The 16,707-nt window shown below is 71.5% G+C and carries 17 protein-coding genes; 11 read left to right on the top strand and 6 right to left on the bottom strand.

Going from position 1 to position 16,707, the window contains the following annotated elements:
• Window positions 1-34: 34 nt before the first annotated feature.
• Window positions 35-1,087, top strand: a complete 1,053-nt coding sequence (gene tsaD, locus ACGFYP_RS13870) for a tRNA (adenosine(37)-N6)-threonylcarbamoyltransferase complex transferase subunit TsaD (protein WP_393492311.1) — start codon at window positions 35-37, stop codon at window positions 1,085-1,087.
• A 196-nt stretch (window positions 1,088-1,283) separates the two neighbouring features.
• Complete coding sequence (locus ACGFYP_RS13865) at window positions 1,284-1,697, top strand: hypothetical protein (RefSeq protein WP_393491553.1); 414 nt, start codon at window positions 1,284-1,286, stop codon at window positions 1,695-1,697.
• Here ACGFYP_RS13865 and ACGFYP_RS13860 read toward each other — a convergent pair.
• Window positions 1,681-2,139 carry an Lrp/AsnC family transcriptional regulator gene (locus tag ACGFYP_RS13860; RefSeq protein ID WP_393491549.1) on the bottom strand — a complete coding sequence of 153 codons (459 nt, stop codon included), beginning with the start codon at window positions 2,137-2,139 and terminating at the stop codon, window positions 1,681-1,683. The two genes, ACGFYP_RS13865 and ACGFYP_RS13860, sit on opposite strands and share 17 nt — an antisense overlap.
• Before the next feature lie 62 nt (window positions 2,140-2,201).
• Between ACGFYP_RS13860 and ACGFYP_RS13855 the strand changes: the two genes are divergently transcribed.
• Genes ACGFYP_RS13855 through ACGFYP_RS13840 form a run of 4 tightly spaced genes read left to right on the top strand, consistent with a single transcriptional unit; the run spans window position 2,202 to window position 4,366 of the window.
• A complete protein-coding gene (locus tag ACGFYP_RS13855) occupies window positions 2,202-2,948 on the top strand; it encodes an AzlC family ABC transporter permease (RefSeq protein WP_393491545.1) in 747 nt (248 codons plus the stop codon).
• Complete coding sequence (locus tag ACGFYP_RS13850) at window positions 2,941-3,270, top strand: AzlD domain-containing protein (RefSeq protein WP_361962218.1); 330 nt, start codon at window positions 2,941-2,943, stop codon at window positions 3,268-3,270. Before ACGFYP_RS13855 ends, ACGFYP_RS13850 begins: the two co-directional genes overlap by 8 nt.
• A 55-nt stretch (window positions 3,271-3,325) precedes the next feature.
• On the top strand, window positions 3,326-3,661 hold the full coding sequence (locus tag ACGFYP_RS13845) for an ArsR/SmtB family transcription factor (protein ID WP_393491539.1): 336 nt from the start codon (window positions 3,326-3,328) through the stop codon (window positions 3,659-3,661).
• Complete coding sequence (locus ACGFYP_RS13840; RefSeq protein ID WP_393491534.1) at window positions 3,662-4,366, top strand: cation transporter; 705 nt, start codon at window positions 3,662-3,664, stop codon at window positions 4,364-4,366. It begins immediately after the preceding gene.
• 123 nt (window positions 4,367-4,489) lie between these two features.
• On the opposite strand, the gene ACGFYP_RS13835 is transcribed toward ACGFYP_RS13840, so the two are convergent.
• The 3 genes from ACGFYP_RS13835 to ACGFYP_RS13825 form a co-directional block, all read right to left on the bottom strand.
• The gene (locus ACGFYP_RS13835; RefSeq protein ID WP_393491527.1) at window positions 4,490-5,122 is read right to left on the bottom strand and encodes a DUF2461 family protein; all 633 of its coding nucleotides are present in this window, start codon (window positions 5,120-5,122) and stop codon (window positions 4,490-4,492) included.
• A gap of 83 nt (window positions 5,123-5,205) precedes the next feature.
• Window positions 5,206-5,928 carry a response regulator gene (locus tag ACGFYP_RS13830; protein ID WP_393491520.1) on the bottom strand — a complete coding sequence of 241 codons (723 nt, stop codon included), beginning with the start codon at window positions 5,926-5,928 and terminating at the stop codon, window positions 5,206-5,208.
• A complete protein-coding gene (locus tag ACGFYP_RS13825) occupies window positions 5,925-7,169 on the bottom strand; it encodes a sensor histidine kinase (protein WP_393491513.1) in 1,245 nt (414 codons plus the stop codon). The genes ACGFYP_RS13830 and ACGFYP_RS13825 overlap by 4 nt, the downstream gene beginning before the upstream one ends.
• Before the next feature lie 141 nt (window positions 7,170-7,310).
• On the opposite strand from ACGFYP_RS13825, the gene ACGFYP_RS13820 reads away from it, so the two are divergent.
• Window positions 7,311-8,549 carry a serine hydrolase domain-containing protein gene (locus ACGFYP_RS13820; protein ID WP_393491508.1) on the top strand — a complete coding sequence of 413 codons (1,239 nt, stop codon included), beginning with the start codon at window positions 7,311-7,313 and terminating at the stop codon, window positions 8,547-8,549.
• A 62-nt stretch (window positions 8,550-8,611) separates the two neighbouring features.
• On the top strand, window positions 8,612-9,772 hold the full coding sequence (locus ACGFYP_RS13815) for a serine hydrolase domain-containing protein (RefSeq protein ID WP_393491502.1): 1,161 nt from the start codon (window positions 8,612-8,614) through the stop codon (window positions 9,770-9,772).
• Between the two features lie 69 nt (window positions 9,773-9,841).
• Here ACGFYP_RS13815 and ACGFYP_RS13810 read toward each other — a convergent pair whose 3' ends face one another.
• Entirely contained in the window at window positions 9,842-10,972 is a 1,131-nt protein-coding gene (locus ACGFYP_RS13810; protein WP_393492306.1) for a magnesium and cobalt transport protein CorA, read from the bottom strand.
• 276 nt (window positions 10,973-11,248) lie between these two features.
• Here ACGFYP_RS13810 and ACGFYP_RS13805 point away from each other — a divergent pair, with 276 nt between their 5' ends.
• Window positions 11,249-12,364 carry a winged helix DNA-binding domain-containing protein gene (locus ACGFYP_RS13805; RefSeq protein ID WP_393491496.1) on the top strand — a complete coding sequence of 372 codons (1,116 nt, stop codon included), beginning with the start codon at window positions 11,249-11,251 and terminating at the stop codon, window positions 12,362-12,364.
• Window positions 12,365-12,413: 49 nt separating this feature from the next.
• On the opposite strand, the gene ACGFYP_RS13800 is transcribed toward ACGFYP_RS13805, so the two are convergent.
• Window positions 12,414-13,322: a response regulator transcription factor gene (locus ACGFYP_RS13800; RefSeq protein ID WP_393491493.1), complete on the bottom strand. Its 909-nt coding sequence runs from the start codon at window positions 13,320-13,322 to the stop codon at window positions 12,414-12,416.
• Between the two features lie 91 nt (window positions 13,323-13,413).
• On the opposite strand from ACGFYP_RS13800, the gene ACGFYP_RS13795 reads away from it, so the two are divergent.
• Together ACGFYP_RS13795 and ACGFYP_RS13790 are read left to right on the top strand one after the other, a co-directional pair.
• Window positions 13,414-15,090, top strand: coding sequence for an AMP-binding protein (locus ACGFYP_RS13795; protein ID WP_393491488.1), 1,677 nt, complete (start codon window positions 13,414-13,416; stop codon window positions 15,088-15,090).
• Window positions 15,087-16,694: an AMP-binding protein gene (locus ACGFYP_RS13790; RefSeq protein ID WP_393491483.1), complete on the top strand. Its 1,608-nt coding sequence runs from the start codon at window positions 15,087-15,089 to the stop codon at window positions 16,692-16,694. The genes ACGFYP_RS13795 and ACGFYP_RS13790 overlap by 4 nt, the downstream gene beginning before the upstream one ends.
• The last annotated feature ends 13 nt before the right edge of the window (window positions 16,695-16,707 follow it).

Genomic DNA, 16,707 nt, shown 5'->3' with positions numbered 1-16,707 from the left:
AGTGATGCAGAAGGAGGTCGCTGTGAGCGGACCGGTGGTGCTGGGGATCGAGTCGTCGTGCGACGAGACCGGCGCGGGGATCGTGCGGGGCGGGAAGCTGCTGGCGCACGTGGTGGCGTCGAGCATGGACGAGCACGCGCGGTTCGGCGGCGTCGTGCCGGAGATCGCCGCCCGCGCCCACCTGCAGGCCTTCAACCCCGTCGTGCGCCGGGCCCTGGACGAGGCGGGGCTGCGGCTCGCGCAGCTCGACGCGGTCGCCGTCACGACGGGACCCGGCCTGTCGGGCGCCCTCCAGGTGGGTCTCGCCGGGGCGAAGACCCTGGCGTACGCGGCGGGCGTGCCGCTCTACGGGGTCCACCACCTGGCCGGGCACGTCGCCGCCGACACCCTCGAACACGGCCCGTTGCCCGAGCCGTGCGTGGTGCTGATCGTCTCCGGCGGCCACACCTCGCTCCTGCTCGTACGGGACCTCGTCCGCGAGCCGATCCTGCACCTCGGCGACACCCTCGACGACGCGGCCGGCGAGTGCTTCGACAAGGTCGCCCGGATCCTGGGGCTGCCCTACCCGGGCGGCCCCGCCGTCGACCGGGCGGCGCGGGACGGGGACCCGCGCGCGGTGGACTTCCCGCGCCCCCTCACCCGCCCCGGTGACGACCCGTACGCCTTCTCCTTCTCCGGCCTGAAGACGGCCGCCGCCCGCTGGGTCGAGAAGCACCGGCTCCACGGCGTGGCCGTCCCGGTCGCCGACGGCGCCGCCGCGCTCCAGGAGGCCGTCGCCGACGTGCTGACCCGCAAGGCGCTCGCCGCCTGTCGCGCGTACGACGTGAAGACGCTCGTCGTCGTCGGCGGCGTGGCCGCGAACTCGCGCGTCCGGGGGCTCGCGGAGCAGCGGTGCGCCGCGGCCGGGGTCGAACTGCGCGTCCCGCCCATGACCCTGTGCACCGACAACGGCGCCATGATCGCGGCCGTCGGCGATCTGCTCGTACGCTCCGGTGCCGAACCGGCGCCGCTCGACGTGTCGATCGACCCCTCCGCGCCGCTCGAGTACGCCTCCCTGACGCCACTCGCCCGCCGGCCGGTCTCCTGACGGGGCTGCCACGCCGGGTAGCGGCTCACTGACGGAGGGAGCGGGCAGGGAGCAGGCCGGGGGAGCGGGCAGGGAGCGGTCTGGGGGGCGCCCCGCCGTCCAGGCGTACGGTGGATTCACGGGCGCGCATGCGGGGAACGGCGACCGACGGCGGCCGCCCCCGCCGTACGCCCGGGCGAGAGGTCGTGAGTCCGGTATGGCGGTCTTCCAACTGATGGGCGTGGACCTGGTGTCGGACGAATTCGGCCGGATCGCCGTGCCGCTGAGCGCGAAGGGCCGGGAAGTCGTCGATGTACCGGAGGGCACGGTGGTCGGCGTCGCCCTGACCTTCCGTACCGGCAAGGAGATCGACGGGCTGACCTTCGTGGAGGAGCGGTCGCACGAGGGGCGGGTGATCGCCACCGACCGTAGCGTCCTCGGCGGATTCCGTCCCGGCGGCCCGTACGAGATCCAGCTGTCGACCGAGCGGCTCCCCGTCGGGCGGGGATGCGGGACGTACGACGTGACGGGCCGCTTCCTCGACGCCGAGGGCAAGGAACTCGCGCGCGAGAGCCACAGCTTCCGGATCGTCCACCGGGGCTCCGTCGACGCCGTCAGCCGGTCGTCTTGATCTGCTTCATCGTGAGGTGGGACGTCACACGCAGGACGGCGGGCAGGCCGCTGAGCTTGCCCGTGAGGAAGGCCTCGTAGGCGGCGTGGCCGGCGACGGCGACACGGATGAAGTAGTCGGGGCGGCCGTACATGCGCCGGAACTCCGTGACCTCCTCGTAGGAGGCGACGGTCGTCTCGAACTCCTCGACGGTCCTACGGTCGTTGGCGTAGATCTCGACGTCGACGAGGACCTCCAACCCCCGGCCGAGCGCCTCGGCGTCGATGACGGCCCGGTAGCCGGTGATGACGCCGGCCTCCTCCAGACGCTTGACCCGGCGCAGGCACGGGGGCGGCGTCAGCCCGACCCGCTTGGCCAGCTCGACGTTGGTCAGACGGCCGTCCTGGCGCAGGTGGAACAAAATTTCTCGATCCACTGCATCAATGTGGAGTTCATTGCTCATGTGGAGATCGTAAGGGCCTCATCGGAAATCAAATAAGGCGCCATCCTTACTAAAATTGCGGCATGACATCGAGTCCTGCCGTCGCTGAGCGGTGCCGCCCAGCCATGCCCCTGCCGCCGCCGAAGCGCTCCGCCGCGCGGGACGCGCTCCACGACTGCGCGTCCGTCGGCCTGGGAATGATCCCGCTCGGGCTCGCCTTCGGGGCGCTCGTGGTCCAGTCCGGTCTCGACTGGTGGTGGGCGGGGCTGTCCGCCGCGTTGATCTACGGCGGCTCGTTCGAGTTCCTCCTCATCGGCATGGTCACCGCCGCCGCGCCGCTGGTGTCCATAGCCGTGGCGGCCTTCCTGGTGCAGGGCCGACACGTCTTCTACGCCCTGTCCTTCCCTCTGGACCGGGTGCGGGGCCGGCTCGGGAAGGCGTACAGCACCTTCGCCCTTACGGACGAGGCCTACGCCCTGACGGCCACCGAGCGGTCCCGCTCCTGGTCCAGCCCACGCATCCTGTGGGTGCAGCTCTTCATGCACCTGTACTGGGCCGGCAGCGCGGTCGCAGGGGCCCTGCTCGGCTCCCTCATCCCCGACGGCGTCACGGGCCTGGACTTCGCGCTGACCGCCCTGTTCACCGTCCTCGCCCTGGACGCCATCCGCGACCTGCGCGGCGACGTGCCCACCCCCGTGCTCGCCCTCCTGTCCGCCCTGGCCGCCCGGATGATCTTCCCTGGCCAGATGCTCCTGGCCGCCTTCGCCCTGTTCACCGCCGGGCTCCTGGCCCGCCACGTCGCCACCGGCAGGAACCGCCGCCATGCCTGACCCCCGCTACACCGTCGCCGCGGTCCTCGTCGCCGTCGCCGTCACCTGGGCCCTGCGCGCCCTGCCCTTCGCCGCCCTCACCCCGCTGCGGGCCAGCGCCACCGTGCAGTACCTCAGCACCCGCATGCCCGCGGGCGTCATGGTGATCCTGGTCGTCCACTGCCTGCACGACCTCCCGGTGACCGAGGCCCGCGCCGCGGCCCCGCTCGCGGCCCTCGCCGTCACCGTCGGTCTGCACCTGTGGCGACGCAACGCACTCCTGAGCATCCTCGGCGGCACCGCCGTCCACGTGACTCTGGCCAGCACCGTCTTCGCCCACTGAGAGGACGCATCGATCCAGGATTCCATGAATTCAGGAATCGATGTACTCTCATCGGGTGCTGACACTCGCCGCTGACATCGACGTGCTGGCGCGGTTCGGTCGCGCCCTCGCCGACCCCATCCGCTGCCGCATCCTGCTCGCCCTGCGCACGGCACCGGCCTACCCGTCCGATCTCGCCGACGCCCTGGAGATCTCCCGGACCCGGCTGTCGAACCACCTGGCCTGCCTGCGTGACTGCGGCCTCGTCGTCACCGTGCCCGACGGCCGGCGTACCCGCTACGAGCTCGCGGACGAACGCCTCGGCCACGCGCTGGACCACCTGCTCGCGGCCGTGGTCGCCGTCGAGGCGGACAAGACCTGCTCGGACGCGGACGAGAAGGGCTGCTGCTGAATGACCGCGACATCCCTCGGCGTCGGCCCGGCGCGCCGCGAGGTGCTCGCCCGGCGCATACGGCTGCTCGTCGCCGCGACCATCGCCTACAACGTCGTCGAGGCCGTCGTCGCGATCACCGCCGGTACCCTCGCCTCGTCCACCGCCCTGATCGGCTTCGGACTCGACTCCGTCATCGAGGTCTCCTCCGCCGCGGCCGTCGCCTGGCAGTTCTCCGCCCCCGACCACGCCGTCCGCGAAGCCCGCGAGCAGCGCACGCTGCGGATCATCGCCGTCTCCTTCTTCGCCCTGGCGCTGTACGTCGCCGTCGACTCCGTCCGCGCGCTGACCGGCACCGACGAAGCAGGCCACTCGGTCCCCGGCATCGTGCTCGCCGGCCTCTCGCTCGCGATCATGCCGTTCCTCTCGGCCGCCCAGCGCAAGGCGGGCCGCGAGCTCGGCTCCGCCTCCGCGGTCGCCGACTCCCGGCAGACTCTGTTGTGCACCTACCTCTCCGCCGTACTCCTGGTCGGCCTGCTGGCCCACGCGCTGCTCGGCTGGTCCTGGGCCGACCCGACCGCCGCGCTCGTCATCGCCGCCATCGCCCTCAAGGAAGGCCGCGACGCCTGGCAGGGCAAGGGCTGTTGCGCTCCGCCCACCGGCCACACCCCTGCCGCGAGCACCCCGGCGGCCTGCGGCTCCGCGGAGCGCGGCAGCTGCTGCTGACCTGCCGCCTCACCCCCCCCGGGCCCGAGGTCCTGAGGCCTGAGGCCTGAGATACGCAAGCGCGGCCCCCCAACCGCCGTACACCCTCGGTCAGTTCGGCGGAATCGGCGGTCGCGGCGAACCTCAGCCGGCGCGCTTCACGTGGCGGACCAGCCACATCAGTAGGGCGTCCAGGTCGGCGGCGGCCGCGAGGACCCGGTCGACCGCCTCGGGGGTGTGCAACCACTCCTCACAGCCGAGGGGGCGGGCGGCGATCAGCGAACGGTGGCGCAGCAGGTTCGTACGGGAGTGGTCCGCCGGATAGCCGCGCGGAGGGCGCTTCATCACGTCCCCGGAGATGTCGTAGCCCTTCTTCCGCACGTCCTCGACGATGGCGGCCAGTTCGCGGCCGCTCCCCTCGGAGGCCACGGCTTTGCGGAACATGTCCACCTGGCCGGGGTCGGGGTACCACCAGGCGCCCTGGATCCGCAGGCCGTCCAGGGAGAACCGGAGACCGATCTCGACCTTGCGGCCGAGTCGGATCACCGCGCTCTGGTGCTGCCACCACCAGGAGTCGGTGCGGTAGTGCCAGACGGAGAAGTCCTCGTACCGGGGGTCGGTGTCCGCGATCTCGTTGAGCATGGCGATCATCGGCTGCCGGACCAGGCGTTCGCGGTCCGCCCGGCAGCGCTCGCGGGTCGCGTGGGTCGGTTCGCCCTGGAGCTGCCACAGCACGTCCATGGCCTGCTCCGGCCACCCGGTGAACTGTCCACGCATGCGCGCAGGATAGCTCGCCCATGATCTGCGCGCGCCGCGGCATGCCAGGGCGGAGCTACGTCGCCGGCCCGTACCGAAGCCGGTCAGTCGACGAAGCCAGGGACCACCAGGCCGGACTCGTAGGCGATCACCACCGCATGGGTCCGGTTCTGCGCGCCGAGCTTGGTCAGCACATTCCCGACGTGCGTCTTGACCGTCTCCAGGCTCACCGTGAGGGACTGCGCGATCTCCGGATTGGAGAGCCCCGTGGCCATCAGGCGCAGCACCTCCTCCTCCCGGCCGGTGAGGGCGGCCCGCGGCAGGGCCTCCGCGGAGCCCAGCGGGCGGGGGGCGACCATGCGGCCCAGTGCGGCCGGGAAGAGTACCGCTTCGCCCGCCGCCACCACCCGGACCGCCTCGGCGATCTGGCGGACCGGGAGGCGCTTGAGGACGAAGCCGCTGGCGCCCGCACTGAGGGCGCCGGTGACGTAGCCGTCGTTCTCGAAGGTGGTGATCACCACGACCTTCGGCGGTTCGGCCGCTTCGGCGAGGAGCCGGCGGGTGGCCTCGATCCCGTTGAGACGCGGCATCCGGACGTCCATCAGGACCACGTCCGGGTGCAGGATCCTCGCCCGTTCGACCGCCTCGACCCCGTCGGCGGCCTCGCCGACCACCGTGATCCCCGGCTGCGCGGCGAGCAGCAGACGCAGGCCGCTGCGGGTGACCTCGTCGTCGTCCGCGATCAGGAGGGTGACGCAGGGGCTGATGACGGAAGGGCTGGTTCGGGAAGGCAGGGCCGTGCCGTCGCCCGCGTCGGATCCGCTCACGCCGACACCTGTGCCGGCAGCCGGCAGGCCAGCCGCCAGTGCTGCGTCCCGTCCGGGCCGGACCGGAACTCACCGTGCAGCAGTTTGACCCGCTCGGCCAGTCCGGGCAGACCGTGGCCGGAGGTCGGGAAGGTGTCCGGGCCCGGGCCCGTCCGTGCCCCGGTCCGGTTGACCACCGTGAGATCCACTCCGTCCGGCCCGGCCGCCACCCGGACCTCGATCGGGCCGCCCGCCCCGTGGCGCAGCGCGTTCGTCAGCCCCTCCTGGAGAATCCGGTACGCCGCCCGGGAGAGCGTCCCCTGCACCTGCGCCAGGGCGCCCGACAGCTCCGGTTCCACCACCGCCCCCGCGTGCCGCAGGCGGTCCAGCAGCTCGGGGAGGTCGGCCAGGGTCCGGGTCGGCGCCGTCCCCGACTGTTCCTCGCGCAGCACTCCGAGTACGTAGTCCAGGTCCTCCAGCGCGGCCCGCGTCGACTCCTCGATGCTGCGCATGGCGGCCCGCGCCGCCGCCGGGTCGGCGGAGAGCACCTCGCCGGCCACCGCCGCCTGGATGGTGGCCGCCGTCAATGTGTGCCCGATCGAATCGTGCAACTCGTGAGCGATCCGGTTGCGTTCGGCCAGCAGCAGTTCCCGTTCGGCAGCCAGCGCGAGCCGTTCGGCCGCCGACGGTCCCAACAGCCGTGGTGCCGACCACCGCAGGGTCTTCGTCACCAGTATGCAGACGGCCGCCGCCAGCAGGATGCACACGGCCGCCACCACCCAGCTGCTCCACCCGCCCGACACCCGGACCGACGTGCCGAACAGACTCGCCCGCGCCTCGCCGCCGAGCCAGTTCCCCGGTAGGGAGAGGCCCATGATGAACAGCACCCCGCTCGCCAGCGCCCCCACCCACCCGACGGCCACGTGCAGCACCAGCCAGAGCGGGGTCCGCCATCGTTTGACGCCGGGGGAACCGGAAGTCCGGCGACCGGCCGCCGGATTCGGCAGCGGCACCCGCAGCAGCCGGCGGGCGGACACGACCAGCGCCCGCCTGACAGGGCGCGCCAGTCCGGCCACCCCGACCAGTACCGCCCAGACCAGCAGGACCAGGGCGATCTGCACGCCCTCGGGAGCGGATCGCCACGACAGCGCCGGCAACAGGGCGAAAGGCAGCAGCGGAAGGCTCGCCAGAGCGCCGCAATAGGCGAACAGCACACCCGAATACGTGGAGCCGCGCAGCAGCGGCCGAATTCCCCTGATCATGATCGCCAGTATCGCCGGGCAGCGCACCGGCAGCCTCCCCCGATCGGGGGAGCGATTTCTCCCGCCTTCCCGCGATGCGTTCAGAGGGCCCTGGAAACCAGGATTCGTGCTCCGACCGAACGATTCCCCAGGAGTTGACTCATGCGAGCTCAGACCCGGCAGGGCCTTCCTTCCCCGACCCGGCAGCAGCAGGGCGGCGGGCGGCGACGAGCCGTGTCGGCCGCGGCTGCGGCCGCGCTGGTCATCGGCGTCATGACGACGGGCGTCCTCACCCCGTCCAGCGCCTCCGCCTCCAGCGCCTCCGCCTCCGGTTCGGCCGCCTCCGGTACGGCCGGCCCCGCCGCTGCCACTGCCAGGCCGGACGCCGTCCAGCAGGCCTTGAACGCGCTGGTGCGCGACGACGGCATGCCCGCCGCGCTGGCGAGCGTCCAGGACGGTGGCGGCCGCACCCGTACGTACACCGCGGGAGTCGGCGACCTGGCCACCGGCTCGAAGGTGCCCAGGGACGGCCAGGTACGGATCGGCAGCAACACCAAGACGTTCACCGCGGTGGTGGTCCTGCAGCTGGTCGGCGAAGGGAAGATCGGCCTCGACACCATGGTGGACGACTACCTGCCCGGACTCGTCCGCGGAGAGGGGATCGACGGCCGCAACATCAAGGTCCGCCAACTCCTCCAGCACACCAGCGGACTGCCCGACTACGGCGTCCACGTCGACGACGACGAGATCAGGAACCGGTACGTCGAACCCCGCGACCTGCTCGACATCGCCCTCCGGTACAAGGCCGACGCGGCACCGGGGGAGACGTGGGGATACAGCAACACCAACTACGTGCTCGCCGGCCTGATCGTCCAGAAGGTCACCGGCCGGCCCCTCGCCGAGGAGATCGACCGGCGCATCATCAAGCGCATCGGGCTGCGCCACACCTACTTCCCTGCCCCCGGAGAGATGACCATCCGAGAGCCGCACCCCCGGGGCTACCACCGCAACCCGGCGGACGGACCGCTGCGCGACTTCACGGAGATGGACCCCTCCTTCGGCTGGGCCGCAGGCCAGTTGATCTCCACCAACTCCGACCTCAACCGCTTCTTCACCGCGCTCCTCGCCGGCCGCCTCCTCCCGGCGGCGCAGCTCGCCGAGATGCGCACGACGGTCCCCGTCGGGACCTCAGGACTCGGCTACGGGCTGGGGCTCACGAGCAGGCCGCTGTCGTGCGGCGGCGTCTACTGGGGCCACGGCGGCGACATCGCGGGGTACGAGACCCGGGGCGGTGCCACCGACGACGGTCGCGCGGTCAACGTCGCGGTCACGAGCATCCCGACGGACGATGCGGCCACGCAGCACGTGAAGGACGCCGTGGACAGGGCCCTGTGCGGATGAATCAGGCATCCGGCGAGCCGGCGACCCGAACGATGATCCAACGATTCCTCAGGAGTTGACTCATGCGTGGACAGACACGGCAAGGGCTTCGCCCGCCGAGCCGACGTCAGGGCAGGCGCCGACGAGCCCTGCCCGCCGCAGCCGCGGTGGCCATCGGCGTCATGACACTGGCCGGCCCCGCCGCTGCCACTGCCAGGCCGGACGCCGTCCAGCAGGCCTTGAACGCGCTGGTGCGCGACGACGGCATGCCCGCCGCGCTGGCGAGCGTCCAGGACGGTGACGGCCGCACCCGTACGCACACCGCGGGAGTCGGCGACCTGGCCACCGGCTCGAAGGTGCCCAGGGACGGCCAGGTACGGATCGGCAGCAACACCAAGACGTTCACCGCGGTGGTGGTCCTGCAGCTGGTCGGCGAAGGCAAGATCGGCCTCGACACCATGGTGGACACCTACCTGCCCGGACTCGTCCGCGGAGAGGGGATCGACGGCCGCAACATCAAGGTCCGCCAGCTCCTCCAGCACACCAGCGGACTCCCCAACTACAGCAACTACCTCGGGGACGACGTGCGCTACTACGCCCCCCGCGAACTGCTCGACACAGCCCTGCAGCACCCGGCCGACTTCGCTCCCGGGACGAGTTGGAAGTACAGCAACACCAACTACGTGCTCGCCGGCCTGATCGTCCAGAAGGTCACCGGCCGCCCCCTCGCCGAGGAGATCGACCGGCGCATCATCGAGCGCATCGGGCTGCGCCACACCTACTTCCCCACCCCCGGAGAGATGACCATCCGAGAGCCGCACCCCCACGGGTACCTCCGCGGCGCGGCGGACGACCCACTGCGCGACATCACGGAGATCGACCCCTCCTGGGGCTGGGCGGCAGGCCAGATGGTCTCCACCAACTCCGACCTCAACCGCTTCTTCAGCGCGCTCCTGGCGGGCCGTCTCCTGCCCTCGGCCCAGCTCGCCCAGATGCGCTCCACCGTCCCCGCCGAAGCGACCTTCGGCCCCGCCGCCCGCTACGGACTCGGACTCGTCAGCAGGCCGCTGCCGTGCGGCGGTCTCTCCTGGGGCCACGGCGGCAGCTTCCCGGGCTACGAGACCCGGGGCGGCGCCACCGACGACGGCCGTGCCGCCAACGTCGCGGTCACCACGCAACTCACCGCCCAGGCCGACCGGAGAAGCCTCGACCGCGCCGTGGACACCACCCTGTGCCGCCGCTGAACCCAGCCGGAGGCGTCCTCCTGGCCAGGTTCCTCACGACAGCTCACGACACAGGCGCACCACGGACTCTTACAGCCAGTCGCGCTTCTTGAAGATCACGTACAGGCTCGTACAGACCACCGCCATCAGCACGATCGCGAACGGATACCCGCCCGCCCAGTGCAGCTCCGGCATGTTGTCGAAGTTCATGCCGTAGATGGTTCCCACGAGTGTGGGTGCAAAGAGGATGGCGGCCCACGAGGAGATCTTCTTGATCTCCTCGTTCTGTTCGAAGCCTGCCTCCGCCAAGGCTCGCATTTCCGCGTTCTGTTGTTGTGTGACCAGGGTCGCGTTCACCGTCAGGATTTCCGTCAGGGCCTGGCGGAAGCCGTCGACGCGTTCGCTGGTGTGCGTGACGTGGTCGGCCACGTCGCGGAGGTAGCGCTGGAGTTCCTCGTCCGTGCCGTATTTGGCGAAGCCCGCCATCAGGCCGTGCAGCATGCCCACCAGGGGGCGGGTCGCGCGCTGGAACTCGACCATTTCTCGGGAGAGTTCGTAGATGCGGCGTGAGACCGCCGGGTCGCCGCTGAAGACCTCGGTCTCGATCTCGTCGATGTCGTTCTGGACGCCCGCCACCACCGGGGCGTAGCCGTCGACGACCGCGTCCAGGATCGCGTACAGGACCGCCTCCGGGCCCAGGGCCAGCAGGTCCGGGTTCTCCTCCATGCGGTGGCGGACCGCCGAGAGGTCCGGCGCCGCGCTGTGGCGGACCGTGATCACGAAGTCCCGGCCCACGAAGATGTGGAGCTCGCCGAAGTCGACCTCCTCCTGGGCGTCCAGGTAGCGGGCCGCCCGCAGGACCACGAAGAGCGTGTCCCCGTACCGTTCCAGCTTCGGCCGCTGGTGCGCCTCGAGCGCGTCCTCCACCGCCAGTTCATGGAGGTCGAACTCGCCCGCCAGCGAGTGCAGTTCCGACTCCGTCGGGCGATGCAGGCCGATCCACGCCATGCCGTCCGGGTACTCACGCAGCTGACGGAAGGTCTCGGCCAGCGTGGCGGGGGACGCCACCTTGCGGCCGTCGCGGTACAGCGTGGCCTGCACCACGCTCGGCCGGTCGGCCGCCCCGGCCTCCGGGTCGGACGGCTGCGGCTCCGGCCGGGGCGTCCGCGCCGGCGGTTCCGGCTGCCGGCGCCAGGCTGCGCGGGGGCGACGCTCCGCCATGGTGGGGTCCACCTCCGTGTGCACGGTGCATGATCGTGGCCAGGTCTCCCGGCAGGATATACGGGGTGAATTACGGCAGCGCGGCGGCAGCCGTACGGGAGTCGTGAGGGAGCTGTACGGCAGTCGTGCCGTAGTCGTGCCGTAGTCGTGCCGCAGTCGTGCCGCCGTCGTGCGGGAGTCGTCCGTAGTCGTGCCGCCGTCTTGCCGCAGTCGTGCGGGAATCGCCGGGGCCATTGCGGACCCATCCTGTCCGCAAGCCCGAGTAGCGTGCCGTTCATGGCCTCCACCTCGACGAACCCGGTCCTCTCCACCCGCGCCCTGGGCCGCGCCACGCTGGCCCGCCAGCTCCTCCTGGAGCCCGCCGCGATGTCCGCCAAGGACGCCGTCTCCCACCTCCTCGGACTCCAGGCGCAGAACACCAAACCGCCGTACTACGCCCTCGCCGCCCGGCTCGCCGGCTTCCGCCCCGAGCACCTCTCCGACCTGATGGAGTCCCGCGAGGTCGCCCGGATCGTCACCATGCGCTCCACGATCCACACCCACACCGCCGAGGACGTCCTCACCCTCCGGCCCCTCGTCCAGGCCGCCCGCGACCGCGAGCTCAAGATCTTCCGCGCCGGCCTCGACGGCGTCGACCTCGACCGCCTCGCCGCCCTCTCCCGCGCGCTCGTCGAGGAGGAGCCCCGCACCCCCAAGGAGATCCGCGAGGCCCTGCTCGTCCACTGGCCCGACGCCGACCCGCAGTCCCTCTCGGTCGCCGCCCGCTGCCTCCTGCCCCTCGTCCAGGTCACCCCGCGCGGCCTCTGGCGCCGCAGCGGCGCGGTCCGCCTCACCACCGCCGAGGCCTGGCTCGACGCCCCCGCCGAGCCCGTCCCCGCCCCCGACGCCACCGTCCTGCGGTACCTCGCCGCCTTCGGGCCCGCCTCCGTCAAGGACATGCAGACCTGGAGCGGCCTCACCCGGCTCCGCGAGGCCTTCGAGCGCCTCCGCCCCCAGCTCCTCGCCTTCCAGGACGAGCACGGCGTCGAGCTCTTCGACCTCCCCGAAGCACCCCGCCCCGACCCCGACACCCCGGCCCCGCCGCGCTTCCTCCCCGAGTTCGACAACCTCCTCCTCTCCCACGCCGACCGCACCCGCTTCGCCTCCGCCGAGGCGAAGAACCGCAACTGGAAGGGGAACCAGGCCTTCTCCGTCTTCCTCCTCGACGGCCTCCTCGCCGGGCTCTGGCGCCTGGAGGAGACCAAGGAGCGCACGACGATGACCATCCAGCCCTTCGGCCGCACCACCAAGGCCCAGCGCGCCGAGCTCGAAGCGGAAGCCGAGCGCCTGCTTCCGGTGATGGGGCCGGAGGGGGTTCCGTACACCGTCCTGTTCGGGGTCGTCGACGCGTAGCCCCCCATCCCTCCATCCCCCTAGCCCCAAGAGACCCGAGAGAACCCCTCTACGGCAGCAAGCCCGCCCTCCGTGCCGCCACCACCGCCTCCAGGCGCGTGTGCGCCTCCAGCTTGCGCATCGTCGAGCGCAGGTAGCCCTTCACCGTCTCCGGGCGCAGCCCCAGCCGGTCCGCCGCCGTCGCGTTCGTCGCCCCCGACGCCACCGCCGCCAGGACGTCCAGCTCCCGCGGCGTCAGCGCCACGCCCGTCGGACGCGCAGGGCCCGCCGAGGCCGTCTCCAGGCGGCCGCACACCTCCAGCAGTCGGGCCCGCAGCAGCGGGTCCGCGATCTGGGGCGCCAGTTCGCGCAGCTCGCCGTGGGCCTGCCGGACCTCCTCCCAGGACCGGCCACCCTGGAACTCCGGACCCGCGGATGCACGACCCGCGGCTGCACGACCTGCGGATGCCCGATCCGCGGATGCAGGACCTGCGGATGAAGGACCTGCCACCCGCCCCGCCAGCAGCTCCCGCACCTCGTCCCGTACCGCCAGCGCCTGTTCCACGTCCCGGGCCGCCGCCATCGCCGCGTCGAAGACCCGGTCGCCGAGCGGCAGCGCGTCCCGCAGCGCCCCGTACAGCACGCCCCGCACCTTCCGCCGTACGACGACGGGCACCGCGATCACCGAGCGCAGCCCCTCCGCCGTCACCGGACCGTCGTACTCGTGCGTGATGTGCCGCGCCGACGGATAGTCCACGACCGCGCACGGCCGCGACAGCGCGAGGCACTTTCCGCCCAGGCCGCTGCCCGTCGAGATCGCGAGGCCCCGCAGGGCCGGGGTCAGGGCGCCGTTCAGCTCCGCGATCCGCAGTCTGCGGCCGTCGTGCAGCAGTCCGCCGAAGACGACCTCCAGGCCTGTGGACCGGCGCAGCCGCAGCAGCGCCGCACGCATCTCCACCGATTCCGCCAGCTCGGGCACGCGACTACTCCTTCACCCCCGAACGGGGGTAGTGAGACCTGGGTCACTGATTACACGATGTCCGTGACCGGTCCCGCAACGAGGAGGACATATGACGGCTACCACCGCGACGGAGAGGTTCCGGGCCGCCCGCGACTTCCTGCTCCAGCACCGCGAGGACTACGAGTCGGCGTACGAGGGGTTCGCCTGGCCTCGCCCCGACCGGTTCAACTGGGCCCTGGAGTGGTTCGACGTCATCGCGGCCGGCAACGACAGGACCGCGCTGCACATCGTCGAGGAGGACGGTTCCGAGACGCGCGTCAGCTTCGCCGAGATGTCCGCGCGCTCCAACCGGGCCGCCAACTGGCTGCGCGACCAAGGCGTTCGGGCGGGCGACCGGATCATCGTCATGCTCGGCAACCAGGTCGAGTTGTGGGAGACCGCGCTCGCCGCGATGAAGCTGCGCGCCGTCGTCATCCCCGCCACCCCGCTGCTCGGCCCCGCCGACCTGCGGGACCGCGTCGAGCGCGGCCGGGCCAGGCACGTGATCGTGCGCGCCGAGGACGCCGCCAAGTTCGACGACGTTCCGGGGGAGTACACCCGGATCGTCGTGGGGGGCGGGCGTGAGGGCGGGCTGTCCTACGAGGACGCGGCCCGCGCCTCCGACACGTTCGAGCCCGACGGCGTCACCCGCGCCGACGACCCGCTGATGCTCTACTTCACCTCCGGGACGACCGCCCGCCCCAAGCTCGTCCAACACACCCACACCTCCTACCCCGTCGGACACCTCGCCACCATGTACTGGATCGGCCTCAAGCCCGGCGACGTGCATCTGAACATCTCCTCGCCCGGCTGGGCCAAGCACGCCTGGTCCAACCTCTTCGCCCCCTGGAACGCCGAGGCGACCGTCTTCATCCACAACTACACGCGCTTCGACCCGGCCCGCCTCATGGCCGAGATGGAGCGGAACGGCGTCACCAGCTTCTGCGCGCCACCGACCGTCTGGCGCATGCTCATCCAGGCCGACCTCACCCAGCTGAAGCACCCGCCGCGCGAGGTCGTGGCGGCGGGCGAGCCGCTCAACCCCGAGGTCATCGAGTCCGTGCGCCGGGCCTGGGGCGTCACCATCCGCGACGGGTTCGGGCAGACCGAGACGGCTGTACAGGTCTCCAACAGCCCCGGCCAGCGCCTCAAGGAGGGCTCCATGGGCCGGCCGAGCCCCGGCTACCGGGTCACCCTCGTCGACCCGGTGAGCGGGAAGACGGACGTGGACGAGGGCGAGATCTGTCTCGACCTCTCCTCCGACCCGGTGGGCCTGATGACCGGCTACCACGGCGACCCGGAGCGTACGTCCGAGGCGATGGCGGGCGGCTACTACCGCACCGGCGACATCGGCTCCCGCGACGCCGAGGGCTACATCACCTACATCGGGCGCAGTGACGACGTCTTCAAGGCCAGCGACTACAAGATCAGCCCCTTTGAGCTGGAGAGCGCGCTTCTGGAGCACGAGGCGGTCGCCGAGGCCGCCGTCGTCCCGGCCCCCGACCCGCTGCGGCTCGCCGTCCCGAAGGCGTACGTCGTCCTCGCGAACGGCTGGGAGCCGAACGCGGAGACGGCGAAGGCGCTCTTCGCCCACTCGCGCGCGGTACTCGCCCCGTACAAGCGGCTGCGGCGCATCGAGTTCGCCGAACTCCCCAAGACGGTCTCGGGGAAGATCCGCCGGATCGAGCTGCGCGAGCGTACGGCGAAGGGCGAGGGAACGGAGTACGTGGAGGGGGACCTCGCATGACGAACCGGACGGGATCGAATCCCTCCTACGCGCACGGGGCGAGCTCCACCCACCTCCTCGGCGACACGATCGGCGCCAACCTCGACCGGGCCGTCGCCGCCTGGCCGGACCGCGAGGCGCTCGTCGACGTGCCGTCAGGCCGTCGCTGGACCTACGCCCAATTCGGCGCGGACGTCGAGAAGTTGGCCGACGCCCTCCTCGGCAGTGGGGTCGCCAAGGGCGACCGGGTGGGGATCTGGGCGGTCAACTGCGCCGAGTGGGTGCTCGTCCAGTACGCCACAGCCCGCATCGGCGCCGTCATGGTGACCGTCAACCCGGCCTACCGCGCACACGAGTTGGAGTACGTGCTCCGGCAGGCCGGGATCTCCCTGCTCTTCGCCTCCCGTACGCACAAGACGAGCGACTACCGCGCGATGGTCGAGCAAGTCGCGGGAAACTGCCCGGAGTTGAGGGAGGTGGTCTTCTTCGACGACCCGACCTGGGACGAGCTGCTCTCCCGTACGGCGGGGGAGCTGCGCCCCGCCCCGCTCTCCTGCGACGAGCCGGTCAACATCCAGTACACCTCGGGCACCACGGGCTTCCCCAAGGGGGCGACCCTCTCCCACCACAACATCCTCAACAACGGTTATTTCGTGGGCGAGATGATCGCCTACAGCGAGCAGGACCGGATCTGCATCCCTGTCCCGTTCTACCACTGTTTCGGCATGGTGATGGGCAATCTCGCGGCCACCTCGCACGGCGCCTGCATGGTCATCCCCGCCCCGTCCTTCGACCCCGCCGCCACCCTCCGCGCGGTCCAGGAGGAGCGCTGCACCTCCCTGTACGGCGTACCGACGATGTTCATCGCCGAGCTGAACCTCCCCGACTTCGCCTCGTACGACCTCTCCACCCTCCGCACCGGCATCATGGCGGGCTCCCCCTGCCCGGTGGAGGTGATGAAGCGGGTCGTCGCCGAGATGAACATGGCCGAGGTGTCGATCTGTTACGGCATGACGGAGACCTCGCCCGTCTCCACCCAGACCCGGCGCGACGACGATCTCGAACGCCGTACAGGCACGGTCGGCCGGGTCATGCCGCACGTCGAGGTGAAGGTCGTCGACCCGGTCACGGGACTCACCGTCGAGCGCGGGGTCCCCGGCGAGCTGCGCACCCGCGGCTACAGCGTGATGCTCGGCTACTGGGACGAGCCCGAGAAGACCGCGGAGGTCGTCGACGAGGGCCGCTGGATGCACACCGGCGACCTCGCGGTGATGCGCGAGGACGGCTACGTCCAGATCGTCGGCCGCATCAAGGACATGATCATCCGGGGCGGCGAGAACGTGTACCCGCGCGAGATCGAGGAGTTCCTCCACGGGTACGAGAAGATCGCGGACGTCCAGGTCGTGGGCGTCCCCGACCCCCGCTACGGCGAGGAGATCCTGGCCTGCGTGATCCCGCGCGACCCCGCCGACCCGCCGAGCCTCGACGACATCACGGCGTACTGCCGCGACCGTCTCGCCCACTACAAGGTCCCGCGCCGGGTGGAGATCCTCGCCGAGTTCCCGATGACGGTGAGCGGGAAGGTACGCAAGGTGGAGCTGCGGCGGCAGTTCGGGGAGGGGTAGCCGCCGGGTACCG

Origin of the sequence: Streptomyces sp. NPDC048370 (genome assembly GCF_043200825.1) — a bacterium.
Classification (GTDB): Bacteria; Actinomycetota; Actinomycetes; order Streptomycetales; family Streptomycetaceae; genus Streptomyces.
The sequence above is the reverse complement of the archived record's forward strand: the minus strand, read 5'-3'. Positions and strand labels throughout refer to the sequence as shown.